The sequence below is a fragment of the Pseudoalteromonas sp. DY56-GL22 genome (genome assembly GCF_041414715.1).
Classification (GTDB): domain Bacteria; phylum Pseudomonadota; class Gammaproteobacteria; order Enterobacterales; family Alteromonadaceae; genus Pseudoalteromonas; species Pseudoalteromonas simplex.
The window spans coordinates 108,712-124,312 of the sequence record NZ_JANHZR010000001.1 but is presented as its reverse complement, the minus strand read 5'-3'; the positions used below and the strand labels follow the sequence as shown (position 1 = coordinate 124,312).

Here is a 15,601-nt window from a genome sequence, read left to right as displayed (position 1 = left end):
CCTCAATTAATGTAACTAAAAAAACTCTAGTCCTATCTCATCAGTAGCGCCAATAAAAAATATAATTTTCCATTCTTTAGTTGTAGAAATTCTAAAAATTCAGTCTATGCTTAATCAACACTCAGGGAGAAGATAATTTGCAATCTAATGAAGTAAATAACAACAAACTGATTGATGATTCCATCATTTTGATAGTCGATGACGAGCCAATCAATGCGACTGTCATTGAAGGCCTACTAGCATCACATTTTAAAACCCACACGATTAATTGTGGTGAAGAAGTGATGTCTGTTTGTGACTCTATTAAACCCGATCTAATATTGTTAGATGTCATGTTAGGGTCTATGAGTGGTCTTGATGTGTGTAAAGAGCTAAAAGCTCACCCTTCTTATAAAGATATTCCGGTTATATTCATCACTGCAATTATGGATCAAGAAGACCAAAACCAATGCTGGCAAGCAGGCGCTGTGGATTTTGTAACTAAGCCAGTCTATGGTGTAACCCTTCTAAACAGAGTGACTGCACACCTGACATTAAAGAAACAAGCAGATCTTTTAAAACAACAGACACAGCAAGACAGCCTAACGGGATTAAAAAACCGCCGTTCTTTAAATACGACTCTGACGCAAAATCTATTACTTGCGAAACGTCATAGTCAGGCACTATCTGTGCTGATGATCGATATAGACTGGTTTAAACAATACAACGATCAGCTTGGACATCAACAAGGCGACAACTGCTTAATAAAAGTAGCTACAGAAATCAAAAATAGTATTAACCGACCAACAGACACAACTATTCGCTACGGTGGTGAAGAATTCCTCTGTATTTTACCTGATACCGATATTCAAGGAGCACAGTTTATTGCTCATAAGCTATTGGCCAACATTAAAAATCTAGCTATTAAACACCCAACTACAGAGTCAGGAATAGTCTCGATAAGCGTGGGAAGCGCAACACTGTCAGATCATAAAAATTTTACTCCAGAAAATTTAATCAACAGTGCAGATACAGCGCTATATCAGGCTAAACAACAAGGAAGAAATCGCTGCGTTTGTATTATCGCAACCAGTGAATAATTTAAATTTTTGTAGATTTTTTCAAAATGACATAACTATAAAGGCAAATAAAAAATGAACAGTGAGATGTCAGGGAAGCAGCAAACAACAAACTCGAAAAGCGAAAGTTTAGAATTGAACCATTGGAATAAAAAAGCGGCACTTTACCGACTCATGAACAATGAGGTCTTGCTCATTAGAGTAAGCAAAATGTTTTTAGATAGTTCTCATGTCAAATTAGCGTCACTATCTCAGTCCATACAGAACAGAGACTTTAAAACAACTACATCAGCCAGTTATTCACTTAAAGGAGCCTGCGGCGATTTAGGTGCTACAAGATTAGATCAACACCTAAGCGAATTAATTGTATTAATCGCCAATGAGCGTCACCCTTTTGAGGAGATACAATCGAAATTATTTGAAATAAAAAAAGACTACCAAGTATTACTGACAATCTTACAAAAATACACCTCTTGATAAACCACTTAGTTTTAATTTAGCAGCCACGTTAGCGTAGCATCAAAAATGCTCGTCTAGGTGAATCTTTGTCTTCAAATTTTCATAAAGTGGGAGTATGTTTATACAAACCACTAAAGGAATGACGCTATGACCGCTAAAACGCTGATTTTCAACTTTGATGGCACAGGCAGTGAGCCTCGTGATGCTGAACAATTCAGCGCCGCACATTTCAAAGAAGACGCCAGTATTTCTAATATTCTTAAACTTCATTTATTGTTTGGCGGCGCACTCAATAGCGAACCCGCAACACCATTTCCTACTCAACTTAGCTTTTATTATCAAGGTATAGGCACCCAAGGTAGTCGCTTTCGACGTTTATTCAATCAAGCCCTTGCGCCAAGAGGTGATGATGTTGCCAGCATTTTAAACCGGGCTATGGGCGACTTTAAAAGCTATTACAATGTAGGCGACAAGGTACTTCTAACTGGTTTTAGCCGCGGTGCTGCTCTTGCTAGGCGCTTTGCCAAATGTTTAGAGCCACTTATCAGTGATGATGTGTACTTATGTGTATTCGATACCGTTGCATCAATAGGCTTTTCGAAAGTAACAAAAGCAACCCGCGGTGCTGAGCATGTCATTTTTGAAAACTACACACTAGCAAGCAATATAAAAGCTGCCCTTCATTGCGTGGCACTTGATGAAAAACGCCGTGCATTTGAACCCACACTTATAAACAGTGCACCGCATGTGCAAGAGATCTGGTTTGCAGGCGCCCATTCTGATGTGGGTGGCGGCTATTATCGTGATGGCTTAGCAGACATTTGTCTGCGCTATGCGATTGAGTGGCTGATTGAACAAACCGTTGCATTAAACTTACTTACCAGCGCGGATATCAATTACAACACTCTGCTCCCAGAAGAGCATCGTAACCTCATTGCACAAGATGATGTAACCGTTACCCCAGATCCGCTGGCTCTTAGTCATCAGCAAAACTATTTTTGGTTTAACCCGTTGTTCAAACTGGTAGATCGCGAATGCTGTGTATTGGTTGATAACGAACAAAGCACGCTCGCACCAACCATTCATTACACAGTAGCAGAGCGCATTAATCGCCTAACGAGCTATCGTCCGGAGTCGTTAAAAAGCCTTCATTACGATGTACTTTATAGCGATGAAACCCGCTTGAAATTTAAAGGCTTAAGCCCACATATTGCGCTTGATAAACAAAATATGACGGTGTTGGGCATAGACGAAAGTAAAGATGTGTTTGTGTATGGCGCTGAAAAGTACAATCACACAGGCTTAATGTTAGAGCAAGGTGGCACGTACCGATTTACGCCTTACCCAGAGCAAACTTGGTATGACGACGGCATTAGTTGCGGACCTGCAGGTTGGCACCGCGACAATATCCAACTTGGGGTGAAAGAAATCCCAATGGCCGTGCTTGAACCGTTTAGACGTTTACCCCACGCACAATGGTTTGCGCTAATTGGTGCTATCGATAACAACGACGATCATTTATTTGAAATTGCTGAGGGTGCTGATATTCGTATTGCTAAATCAGGTGAGTTTTGTCCTTTTGCCAACGACCTAAACCGCTTTTATGGGGCGAATGCGGGGCGAATTAAATTGCGTGTGACTCGTTTAGGATAATTTAGTGATTAGGCTAGCTTAGTGCTTAACATAGCGAGCGATAATCTCGGTTATCGCTTGCTGGTTGTTTATAATTGCTGAGTTAATAGCTGCTCTGTCTTCTGCTAAAAGGGTTGTTTCACTCAGCATAAAATGGACGCTGTCATTATTGACAATATACGGATGCAACTCGATCCCCTGCTGGTTATTTTTTTGAATTAAATATAAACCGGCTAATTCATTATCAACAAAAAAATCGACCCGCTTAGCAACCAGCATAGCTAGCCGCTGGCGCAAAGAGGGTACAGTAACGAGTAGCTCTTTATACTTTGGTTCTTCTTTTAAATGAGTAAAGTCAGATCCAAAGTAGCTCCCGCTGTTAGTTAAAATAACTTGCTGATGTTCGAGCAAACCTTGCAAGTCTAAAGACTCTAACCGGCCATGAGGATACCAAAACAAGCGCATCACTTCATTACGGTAAGGCTCTGAAAAAAAACTAAAAGAGTCACGCTCTGTGCTATAACTTGCGGCAGGTAGTAAATCGACTTTACCGTGTTTAAGCTCTGTAAACCCGCGTTTAGATGAAGGCATGACGACGTATGTTGCACAAAACCCTGCCTCATTTAGTACTAAGTTGACCACATCGATATCTATGCCGGTGAGTTCACCGTTTTGCGTAAAGACATAAGGCGCCCACTGCTGACTAATTCCCACTTTTAAGGTTTTATCGCAGCTAAATACCGAGTTACTAAATACAAAAACGGTAAGTAAAAACAACACGCTTAACCTCATTTATCCACCTTAGCTTAAATACTTACAGATCATATTATTCAAGTATGGTTGATAATGCCTGAAAGATCAGTGTATGAAATGAGAAACAGAAAGTTAGTAAGTTTTAAGGGGAAAGTTCCGAAATGCGAGGTGGCAGCCCGTAGGACTGGCTTTAGCCGGGAAATGTCTTAAGTTAGCGAGTTTCAAGGGGAAAGAGTAAAGTTAAGAGATTCGAGGTGCGAGATACGAGTCTGTAGCAGAGTTTTTACATCACGCCCCAGCGCCTATGTTTTCCCCCGTAGGCGTGAAACTTGTTTCGCGCGTCTGAAGATAAGAAATTAGAAAAGGTTTACATGGATTATGTTGGGTTTCACTCCGTTCTACCCAACCTACTTCCCCCACAAAAAAGCAGCCATGCGGCTGCTTTAAAGGGAAATCACATTTTAATGATGGGCATTAAATGTGGTTGTTACACTTAAAGTGCTTTCCATACATCCGCGACGCCTGGCTCGTCTCCTTGAGTCCACCATTTCGCTTCGTATTTATTACCTTGGTGAGTGACTTGGTCACCACCGTTGTAGATACCTGCAGCTTGCCACACAACATCACCGTTCCCATCTGTTGGTTGTGAAGTTGCCTCCCATGGGCCGCCTAAATCAGGGCGGTCACCTTGTGTCCACCACTTAGCGGTGTACTCTACGCCGTTATAAATCACCGTATCACCACCAACATAAGTCGCCGCTGCATCCCATGTGGTTTCACCATCTGGCGGAGTTGTTGTACCAGAATCTGTCACAGTAATATTAAAGCTCACTGCTGTAGCAGTTTGACCATCGCTTACTGAAACCGACACAACATAACTTGTATCTGCATCAACGCTGCCCGCTTGTAAGCTCACATCAGCACCTGAACCCACTAACGTTAAGCCTGCTGGCACACTCCAGCTGTATGAAAGCGTATCGCCATCAGCATCAGATGCCGAAACAGCCACGTCCACACTCGCCTCTTCTGCCACTGTTTTATCAGCAATTGCCGCAACCACTGGTGCTTGGTTCTCACCTGTTGTTGGTGCTACAACATTAACAGTGACGTTACGGCTTACACTTGCCTCACCATCGCTCACACTCACAGCAACCGTGTATTGCGTATCAGCAGTCACTGATGGCGCTGTGATAACAAGGGTATTTGAATTTTCACCGCTTACTGTTAACGCGCTGTCAGCTGTCCAGCTAAAGCTTAGCGGATCGTTATCAGCATCTGTTGCCGATGCACTAATAGATACACTTTCGCCCGCATTCACAGATACGGTACTTGATACAGATAGCACTGGCGCTCTATTGCTAGGCTCAGTTACTGTGCCACCAAGCGCTTCGTGCATAGCGTTAAGAATATCGCCATTATCAGCGTCAATTTCCCATGCAAACAGACCACCTAGATTATATTGATTAACATAAGCACCTTTTGCCAAAACAGAACGACGGTTATCGTATGTAATTAATTTACCGTTACTGCGGTTCCATACATAAGCGGCTTCGGCTTGTTCGTCATAACCTGTTTCAAACCCATTGATGCCATTTTCTGCAGCGCCCAGCATGTAAGTTTTGATGCCTTTATAATCAATTACACCATCTTCCCATACGCCTTGCGCTGTAGTGCCTTTAAGTTTGCCGTTGCCCGGTGCTGTCATAGGGTTATCAGCGATAGTGGCATTTTCTGGATAAACGCCTTCCCAGCCACGGCCATACATAGCGGCACCTACCACGATTTTCTTCGATGGTACGTTTTGCGCAAGTAGATTTTGCACTGCGTTATCAGTTGTGTAAGCAGGGCCTTTATATGGAACGCCTTCTTCATCGACACCTGTGCCATCACACTGACCAACACGGAAATGCGATGAACAATAAAGTGCAGCCTGATGGCCCGTTACATTGCTCCATGCACCATAGTAGTCATAGCTCATTAAGAAAATGTAATCCATATATTGTTGAGCTTGTGAGTAGTCGACATCTTCAATTTTGTCGTAACCCGCACCAATCGCTGATGTTAATTCATACTCACGACCTGTCTCGGCTTCAAGCTTATCAAGCATCGCTCGCAGCTCTTGCATTAACGCAACGTATGCAGGGCCGTCAGCAACTGGGTCGCCTAAATTTGGATTAGCACCCTGACCACCAGGGTATTCCCAGTCAATATCTACACCGTCGTAGAACTTCCACGTTCTTAAAAACTCTTCCATTGATGCCACAAACGTGTCGCGATTTGCTTTATCGGTAAAATAAGCAAATGGGTCTGATAAAGTCCAACCACCCACCGATGGTAAAATTTTCAGATCAGGATAGCGCTGCTTTAACGCCATTAACTGCGAATACGTACCACGAATTGGGTCATTGCTATCAACACCTGGTAGCGCTTTTTGAATCGCAGCCCATGGGTCGTGGATCACCACTTCAAAATCTTGCGATCCTGCACACGCCGTATTTAGCGCGTTTTTAGGCCCACCTGTTAACGAATCATTAGGTCCACAAATTGGAATAAACCCATACAAGATATGACTGAGGTTTTGTGCTGGTATATTGGTTACGTCGAAATCGCGACCATAAATACCCCACTCAACAAAGTAGGCACCGGTAACAAGACCATCTTTGGTGCCAATATCTTGGTTGTTTGGATCATAATCCATCGGCAATGGCGCTAAGTGACCGCCATCTGTATCGGCAATAACAATTGGCTTACCTTCACTGCGAGCACAGGTGGTACCGCCTTCACATAGTTCTACATATAATGTGTGACGACCTGCTTTATCATACGGGAAGCTAATAACACCACTTTTAGTGCCTGCTGCAAGTGACCCTTCATTAACCAACATATCATCGAAGTACACTTTATAGCTGTCGCCGCCGTCACCACTCCATGCGTTCCATTCAATGCTGATAGTGACTTCATCAACGCGGTTCACTAAGCTCTTGTATGAGCCTGTACCTTCAAGATCAACCTCAACAAATGAGTACTCTTGTGGCTCCCAAATAATGGTTGGTGTTGAAGGTGCTGCATTCGCTGCACTTGCAAAGAGTGCAACACCAATGGCTGCGCTTAATTGTTTTATATTCATGATTCTCTCTTATCTGTTTTTATATAGCGTTACGCTGTTATTGATAAAGTTTGAACTACAAAACTTTAGATTTCTGTCCATACTTGGCTGGCACCCGGTACATCTCCTTGGGTCCACCACTGCGCTCGATAGCGCTGTCCTTGATAGGTTACTTCGTCGCCGCCTTGATAGGCTTTGCCGCTGTTCCACTCGATTGATGCACTGCCTGATTCAAGCTGCCATGCATCACTACTGTCTGGTTGTGCGCCTTGGTTCCACCATTTCGCACTGTAAACTCCGCCGTTAAAACTCACTTTATCGCCCGTGTTGTATTGGCTTGTGCTATTCCAAGCAGGCACGCTCGGATCAACTGGATCAGGGTCGACCACAGTGCTATTGAGCACAGTCACGGTAAAACTTACTTGGCTTGTGAGCTCGCCATCTGACACCGATACTCTTACGGTGTAGCTTGTATCAGCATCTACAGAGGGGGCATTTAGCGTGATGTTGGCATCGCTACCCGTAAAGCTCAGTGGTGCAGGTACATCCCAGCTATAAGTTAATGTGCTTTGTTGATCATCAAAGGCGTGTAGGTGTATCGCGGTGCTGCTTTCTTCTTCGACTTGAAGGTCATCTGGTTGATGAATAATTGGCGCGGTATTGTCAGGAGCCGCTTGTACGCTTAGTGCAAAGCTGTAATTTGCATTCGTTGTAAAGACCTGATTAGTCATTAAATCAGACGCATCAAAGGCAATATCTCCAGCGCTATTTTGCACGCCAATATTAACTAAGTGCGCGTAATTAAGGTTTAACAGTGCTGCAAATTCAGCCTGCCAATTAGCTTGGTTATCAGCTGTGATCTGCATTTGTTGAGTGAGTAACTCTTGGCCATTTTCATCAAATAACCTCGCTGACACTCTACCGCCAACCTCAGCGTCTTGTCCTTGACGAACAAAGTAGCTAATTGCTGCCCAATCGGTTGGCTCTGTCGGGGTCGCATCGCTGACAATATTAATATCGCTACAGTTGTAGAAGCCTTCGCCACCGGCATCATCTCGTTGCCAACGCGTGTATAAAATGGCATCGCCACTGCGCCCTTGTGGAATAGATACGCTCATTTCATAGTAACGGCCGTTGTTAGCATCAATGCTAAAATCAAGATTACCGTACTCTTCAACAAGCTCTAGGTCGTCCCAAGTAAGCACTTGAGTCGCACTATCAAAGCCCGGTTTTGTTAAATAAAACTGCCAGAAACTCGGGTTATGCGGCGTACTTGCTAAAAAACGCACTAAAATATCGCCATTCGCATTAGGAATAACCTCACTGCGTTGCCAATGCGCTGAAGGTAAATCCATACCGCGTTTTTCAGGGTCGCCTGCGGCACATAATCGGCCATCAGGCACGCTTTGCTTTACTGCATCAAGGCTTGTGTAATCAATGGTATTAGCTGAAAATTCAATGTCTTGAACAAACTGTACATGCCCTGCTTCAACAAACGCTGCACGACAAGCTAGGTTAGGAATACCACTGCCATCAGCAGGCCACCAGTACCCACCATCAGCATTACATATCGCTTGACGAGCCTTCGGGCTTTCTAAAAATCCGTGGGCATTCACATGGCTTGATGCACAGGCAAGCAGCATGCTGGTTGCCACTGCCGATAAAGACAATGCCTTTGATTTCATTACTTTCATTGTTGTTCTCGCTGTAGAAATGCGGAGCAAAGTGCTTGCTCCGCTTAGTTAGTTAAAGCGTGCAATTCACCGTCCAGTCAGCAGATGTGCCTGGCTCTGTGCTCGTCCACCACTTTGCTTCGTAAATCACGTTGTTGTGATTCATTAGGTCGCCGCCAACAGCATGGCTTGGATTACCAGCCCAGTCAGTTTGCGGCCAATTTGGATACACTGGGATGCTTGCTACATCGACACCATTACAGCTTCCCTCGCCACCCGTATCACCACCGGTGTCACCGCCAGTATCACCACTGCCTGCCGTGCCATCTGGTAGCATTGGGTATTCGTATTTGAAGGCGTAAGTTTTGCCATTTTTCTCAATGGTGAAGTTAGTTGGCCCCGTAATTGGCATGTAGTACATAACTTGCGCCTCAACGGTTTCACCTGTGTTAAATGACTTTTCGATACCGCCCCACTCATTCACTAAGGTGATTGAAAAACGATGAAACTCATTTTCAAAGCCGCCGATATTATCGCCAGCCGCATTAGAGCCATTCGCTTCAACAGCCATGCCGAGCTTTTCTTGTGCATTCCAATTTGATTTGAAAATTGCCGAGGTAGAAACGGGCACATCAAAGCTGATTTTTGCGCCGCTTAAGTCGATACCTGAGTTATTGGTGAATGCGAATGTAGGTGCGATTGGGTAGTTATCATCACCAATTGGAAAGTCTTTCACTGTAAAGCTTACGTCAACCGCTTCGCTTGGCAGGGTGAAATCGACATTGCCTTGATGAGTATTGTAAGCCACACCACTTTGGTTAAATTTATCGTAAGCAAGTGTGGTTAAGCTTGAGCCCATGAAGTACTCACCTTTCGCTGAGTCATAATCATAGTCACCGGCAAGCTCCCAGAACATGATGCCGCCAAGACCATTGTTGATAACATAATCAACTTTAGTTGCCATTGATTGCTCATCTTCAATTGATAAGAATACCTTTTTCTCTGCATTCCAAAGCCATGGAGCAACCGCTACATCATCGTAAAAACGTGTATAAGTACCTGTTAATACATCATCTGCATCGGTTTCTGGCGTTAGACCATAGATTTCAAGGTAAGAAGGGTTAATGCCATTTTCAAGATTTTTCGCATGCCATAGTGGGTTAGAACCTGCTGGCATTTCTTCACCAACATCGTTCTTATCGTGCCATAGGTTATCAATGCCGAGTGCGCCATTACCGCATTGATTTTTCTCACCAACGCCAGTCCCTTTCGCACATTTTGATTGATCTGGCAGCGCTGCTTGGCCCCATAAACCATTAGTACCACCGGATACATCTTTAAAGCCACGGGTATAATATGGAATACCAATATTGATTCGACCTGCAGAGACCGCACCGCGGAAGTAACGCACAGCCCAATCCGTATTTAAGTAGCCAATACCTTCAAACTCAGCGGTGGTATAAACGCCCCATTGCGCTAATTCAGAATCAAGACCGGTATCAAACAAGGCTGCGTTATGGCCTACATGTGAATTCCATGCACCATGTAAGTCATAAGACATAATGTTAACGTAGTCGAGATACTTCACGCTTTGGAATGTTTCCATGCCACGTAATAAGTAACCTGAAGATGGCGAAGCAATCGTTAGTAAGTAATGTTTACCTGCCTTTTCACCTGCAATATCAAGCTCTTCACGTAGTTTTTGCATCAATACACGATACGAGGCGTTAAGACCTGCGCGACGAGCATTAGAGATAGGAAAATCATCAGGGTGGCCTGAGTCATTCATTGACGATGGGTATTCGTAATCAATATCGACACCATCAAAACCGTAGGTTTCAATAAACTCAACGGCACTTTTCGCAAAGGCATCAATCCCCGCTTGGTTCACTGAGCCATCGGCATTGGTTGTCATCGTGTAGAAACCACCGCTGTTTACGCGAGTACCGTCTTCACCAAAATAACCACCTGTTTCAGCCCAGCCACCTACAGAGATTAAGGTTTTTACATCTGGGTGTTGTTTTTTGAATTTATTGAGTAAGTTAAAGTGACCTGTGTAACTAAAGCTTGGATCCATTTCAGCGCCTGTAACGCCCGGCCAAGTCATGTTTGTCGCTGGGTTGCCAGCTGCATTTGGATCACCAATCGAGACCTTGTTATTACCATCAACATGCGCAAAGGCATAGTTAATATGGGTGATCTTGTCCCAAGGAATATCGTTAACTAAGTAGCTTGGCTGACCATTGGCACCATTTCGCCAACTCGTAAAATAACCAATAACGCGGCGTGGATGATCTGGGCCCATTTTCTCGCGGCCATTTGCATCATACACGCTACAGTATGGGGTATTTACACCCGGCGTTTGGTATAAACCTTGCGGTTTACAATCTGTGCCTGGCTCTGTTGCTTCAACAACATTCACAACTTTGCTTTGTGTATCCGTCGCGCCTTCGTTATCGGTCACCGTTAAGGTAAATGAAAATTGCCCAAGTGCTGGAGCCTGCCACGTGTAACTTGAAGAAGCAGCACTTGCTTGATGAACTTCAGTGCTGTTTTCAGTTAGCGATAACCCAGTCACTTGACCATCGCTATCAGTGCCAGAAAGCGCAAACACCACACTGTCACCCACCGTTACTTGTGACGGCAGTGAGCTAAATTCAATGCTTGCCACCGGTGCTTGGTTGACCGGCTCAACGTCATCAGACACATTCACTGAATGTGCAACCGCTGTAGAGGTTAACCCTAAATCATCCGTTGCGACCGCGCTGATTACATGGCTGCCTTGAGTTGCTTGCCAGCTCGCTGAATAAGGTGCGCTTGTCACAACACTCAGCGAAGTACCATCAACAAAAAACTCTACACTTGCCACACTACCATCAGGATCAGCAGCGATCGCACTTATGACAACGCTGTCACTTGTGGTAAATAAAGAACCCTCTGCGGGTGTTAAGCTGCTAATTTGAGGTGCTTGATTTTCATTGACAACGCTGTCACAAACACCCAATAAACGCCACTCTTGATCGACACCAGAAGTCTCCACAGGGTTGGTTTGCGTCCACCATTTGGCTTCATAAGCGCTACCTTGTGCTTGAACCTGATCACCACCAACATGTGTTTGCCCTTGTTGCCACACTTCTAAGTTGCTGCAATCAATCGCAGCCTGTGCTGTAAAGCCGTATAAACCTAGTGACAGCGCACTCAGTTTAAAGGCATTTTTTATTAATTTATGCGAGCTCATTCGCTCCCTCCGCCCAAAGTTTCAATAACATTTATTTTACAAATCCAACTTTAAAGTAACACAAAGCACTGTTACGTCAAGCTTGCATTTACCCACAAAAGGTAAAATAAACACACTTTTTGATGCAAAATTTAAATATAGGCACTAAAAAAGAATTAATTATTTTTATTGAAAAGCAAAAACGAGGATGATTCTACAGAGTAAAAATGAACACAAAATTAACAATAAATTAACCGCAAAAGTACGGTTTATCTGGTTTGCGCACAAAATAGTCAGAGGTTATGTGAGGAAAAACAAAAATAATTACCGTATCGATTCTGGGTATATAACGAATAAATTAGTTTTCAGGTAAAAATTTCTATCAAAATTGGGGGAAATTTATTCTTAACACGAATTTTAGTCATAAAAAAAGCAAACACTCAGTGTTTGCTTTTCACAAAAATCCTATTTGATCACAACTTAATTAAGCAGCGATTAAATAGGACTCTCGTCCTGCATGTTTAGCCTTACGTTGATATGCACCTTTACCTTTTTTAGGTTTCTCTACTTTTGCTGTGAACAGCTTAGATGTCACCATTGCGGCGTACACATTGTCGTTGATTACACCACGACCAGTATCAACTTGGCCTTGTGCGCGTTGTTTCTTTTTGCTCATTTTTTGCTCCTATTAAACGTGCTGCGAGTATATACCTAGCCAAGCTCTACGCAAGTATTTTTAATAAAAAAACGATGATTTTTTACCCCTTATTTTGTCTTACTCGTTTTGACTAAACACCATTCCTTGTTGTCATTTTACTGACTAAATTCGCTTTTTGATTGCATTCACTACCTAACTACTGGCAAAACTAGCGAAACCATCCATAGTTAATTAAAAACAAACAGGATTACGATGACTGACTTTCTCTTAATCGCCTATATTTTCCTTATTGCAGGCATTATTGCCGTGCCTATTGCCAGCAAACTGGGGTTAGGCTCAGTACTTGGCTACTTACTCGCTGGTATTGTTATTGGGCCAACACTGACATTTTTAAATGTTGATGTGATTGCCATCCAGCATTTTGCTGAATTTGGTGTGGTAATGATGCTGTTCATTGTTGGCTTAGAGCTTGAACCCAAAGCGCTTTGGTCAATGCGAAAACAGCTTATTGGACTTGGTGGCGGACAGGTGGTTTTATCAGCTGCCGCCTTTACGGGTATTGGTTTAGCATTTGGTCATGCTTGGCAAACAGCACTTACAATAGGCTTAATTTTATCACTTTCATCGACCGCGATTGTGCTGCAAACGCTTTCAGAGCGCGGGCTATTAAAGTCAGATGGTGGTCAAGCCTCATTTAGCGTATTACTTACTCAAGACATAGCCGTTATTCCTATGCTTGCGTTTATTCCCTTGCTTGCTTTACCTGAACTAGCGCCAGCCATTGCAGATACAGCCCATACAAGTGATGACACTCATGCTAGTTTAAGCTTGGTGGCGGGTCTTGAGAGCTGGCAAGCAGCGCTGGTTACTTTAGGTATGATAGCGCTCGTTGTTTTTGGTGGTAACTACTTAACCGCACCCATTTTTAGATTTGTAGCACAAGCACGGCTTCGCGAATTATTTACTGCAACAGCCCTATTCTTTGTTATTGGTATCGCTTTGATGATGTCGTTAGTAGGCTTATCACCTGCGCTTGGTACTTTTTTAGCGGGTGTTGTGCTTGCAAATTCACCTTATAAACACGAACTCGAAAGTAATATCGATCCCTTTAAAGGGCTGTTGCTAGGATTATTCTTTATCACCGTTGGCGCTAGTATCAATTTTCAATTACTCGCAGATAACCTAGCTACCATTGTGCTCTTAACCAGTGCATTGATTGTAACAAAAACAGCTGTACTGCTTATTTTAGGTCGTATTTTTGGTCTTAGAGGCGCCGCTCTCTGGTTGCTAGCACTGGGGCTTGCTCAAGCTGGTGAGTTTGGTTTTGTACTACTTGCTTACAGTGTCTCTAATAATGTATTGGCAGACAACATCGCCGACCAACTTTTACTGGTTGTTACTTTATCCATGCTACTTTCACCTGGGTTATATATCCTTTATCAGCGTGTGATAGCACCCCGTTTCATTTGTGAGCAACCAGGAAAAGAAACAGACGAGTTTCCCGATGATAGCCATGTGATCATTGCAGGCTCAGGCAGAATGGGTGGGCTGGTTGACCGTATTTTACAAGCTGGCGGCTATAAAACGACTGTGATTGATTACAACTACAAGCAACTCGAAGCCTTAGAGCGTGTTGGTATTCGTAATTTCTTTGGTGATGCAACTCGACCAGACTTACTCAGTGCTGCAGGCATTGAAGATGCAAAACTGCTGGTTGTTGCGCTTGATGATGCCGAACAAATCACTAAATTAGTTCGTTATGCGATGCAAAATTACCCGCATTTACATGTGGTTGCCCGCGCTGTAGACCGCCATCATGTATACGATTTATGGGCTTACGGTTGTCGAGATATTATTCGCGAAACATACGACAGTACCATGCGTATGGGCCGCTCAGCTTTTGAAGCACTCGGTATTGAGCAAGAGAAAGCCCAAGAGATGGTCGATATTTTCAGTGAGTTCGATAAAGAAATGCTACGCGAAGCCGCCGATGTCTACGAAATCGGCGTGCCATTCGAAGAAAACCATGCCTATATCGAGCGGATCAACAAGATATTCGATGAAAAAGAACCAGAAATAAAACAACAAATGCGCGAGATTTGCGACCGAGTGGTTAATGGTTCGAAATAGCAAAAATATTACAATTATGGAGGAGGTGTTTTCACTTCCTCTTTTTCTTCTCATTAACTTCTCTTTGTGAAAATAATTTTAATCACAGACAACAAAAAGGCGCTTCGCGGTACACAGAGAAAACAAAAACTCTCAAAGAGGCTGCGCATTGAATAGGATAAAACGCGATATGAAATCGCTGCTACAAATTTGATGTCGTTCGTAGGAATGGCTTCAGCCATGAACTCTCAAACACCACACCTATGTAAAACGACTAGACGTAGGCGTGAAATTTATTTCGCGCGCCATGCAAGCATAACGCCTACGTAGCAGCGGCTTTATGCCGCGACATTGGTGATGGATGCGAATTATAAGGTGCGAGATTAAAATCGCAGCTACAAGTTCGTTTCTCGTAACTTACCTGAATGTGAAGATATTAAATAATGTAATAAGGAGTATTACAGCATGGAAAGGCTTAATAAAAAGGAAAAGCTGCTATCAATTTTGTTCGGATTGGCAGCAATTATTAATTTAACTGTCGGTGTTTATTCGCTTATATTACAAGGCCTAGACTGGTTAGAGTTCATTAGTTGTCTAGCAATTTCACTTATAATTTTAGCGGGTAGCTTAAACCCAAAGCTATTCTTTAAACCGGTAAAAAAATTATTTTCACCACGCTTCACTTTAGAGCCAATAATTAATTCGACTGTCTACTACACAATTATAGTTGCAGGTTGGATTTTGTTATTTGGAAGCATTCTACTAAATAGATTCTGGAGTGCTTAAATGCAAAAAAGCGAAATAAAACGCGATATGAAATCGCTGCTACAGACTCGCATCTCGCATCTCGCATCTCGTATCTCGCATCTCGTATCTCGTATCTCGTATCTCGAAACTCGCAAACTTTCCCCTTGCAACTCTCTAATTAAAGACAAA

General features: G+C 43.2%; 10 protein-coding genes. 5 read left to right on the top strand and 5 right to left on the bottom strand.

Annotation, left to right across the window (positions count from 1 at the left end; all coding sequences use genetic code 11):
- Positions 1-137 precede the first annotated feature (137 nt).
- The 3 genes from NO991_RS00475 to NO991_RS00465 all read left to right on the top strand — a co-directional run bounded on the left by NO991_RS00475 (position 138) and on the right by NO991_RS00465 (position 3,170).
- Positions 138-1,079, top strand: coding sequence for a diguanylate cyclase (locus NO991_RS00475; protein WP_371351518.1), 942 nt, complete (start codon positions 138-140; stop codon positions 1,077-1,079).
- Between the two features lie 54 nt (positions 1,080-1,133).
- Positions 1,134-1,535, top strand: a complete 402-nt coding sequence (locus tag NO991_RS00470; protein WP_054553455.1) for an Hpt domain-containing protein — start codon at positions 1,134-1,136, stop codon at positions 1,533-1,535.
- Positions 1,536-1,664: 129 nt separating this feature from the next.
- Complete coding sequence (locus NO991_RS00465) at positions 1,665-3,170, top strand: DUF2235 domain-containing protein (protein WP_235377850.1); 1,506 nt, start codon at positions 1,665-1,667, stop codon at positions 3,168-3,170.
- 18 nt (positions 3,171-3,188) lie between these two features.
- Here the strand turns inward: NO991_RS00465 and NO991_RS00460 are convergent, their stop codons facing one another.
- From NO991_RS00460 to arfA, 5 genes are all read right to left on the bottom strand, one after another.
- Positions 3,189-3,941 carry a substrate-binding periplasmic protein gene (locus NO991_RS00460; RefSeq protein WP_371351517.1) on the bottom strand — a complete coding sequence of 251 codons (753 nt, stop codon included), beginning with the start codon at positions 3,939-3,941 and terminating at the stop codon, positions 3,189-3,191.
- 454 nt (positions 3,942-4,395) lie between these two features.
- The gene (locus NO991_RS00455) at positions 4,396-7,029 is read right to left on the bottom strand and encodes a glycosyl hydrolase family 18 protein (RefSeq protein WP_371351516.1); all 2,634 of its coding nucleotides are present in this window, start codon (positions 7,027-7,029) and stop codon (positions 4,396-4,398) included.
- Between the two features lie 65 nt (positions 7,030-7,094).
- The gene (locus tag NO991_RS00450; RefSeq protein ID WP_054553451.1) at positions 7,095-8,702 is read right to left on the bottom strand and encodes a lytic polysaccharide monooxygenase; all 1,608 of its coding nucleotides are present in this window, start codon (positions 8,700-8,702) and stop codon (positions 7,095-7,097) included.
- Between the two features lie 52 nt (positions 8,703-8,754).
- Complete coding sequence (locus tag NO991_RS00445; protein WP_339980270.1) at positions 8,755-11,919, bottom strand: glycosyl hydrolase family 18 protein; 3,165 nt, start codon at positions 11,917-11,919, stop codon at positions 8,755-8,757.
- A gap of 463 nt (positions 11,920-12,382) precedes the next feature.
- Positions 12,383-12,574 (bottom strand): alternative ribosome rescue factor ArfA, encoded by a 192-nt coding sequence (arfA, locus tag NO991_RS00440; RefSeq protein WP_054553449.1) that lies wholly within the window; start codon positions 12,572-12,574, stop codon positions 12,383-12,385.
- 234 nt (positions 12,575-12,808) lie between these two features.
- On the opposite strand from arfA, the gene NO991_RS00435 reads away from it, so the two are divergent.
- On the top strand, positions 12,809-14,686 hold the full coding sequence (locus NO991_RS00435; protein ID WP_339980272.1) for a monovalent cation:proton antiporter-2 (CPA2) family protein: 1,878 nt from the start codon (positions 12,809-12,811) through the stop codon (positions 14,684-14,686).
- A gap of 444 nt (positions 14,687-15,130) precedes the next feature.
- Positions 15,131-15,451: a hypothetical protein gene (locus NO991_RS00430; protein ID WP_054553447.1), complete on the top strand. Its 321-nt coding sequence runs from the start codon at positions 15,131-15,133 to the stop codon at positions 15,449-15,451.
- Positions 15,452-15,601: the final 150 nt, after the last annotated feature.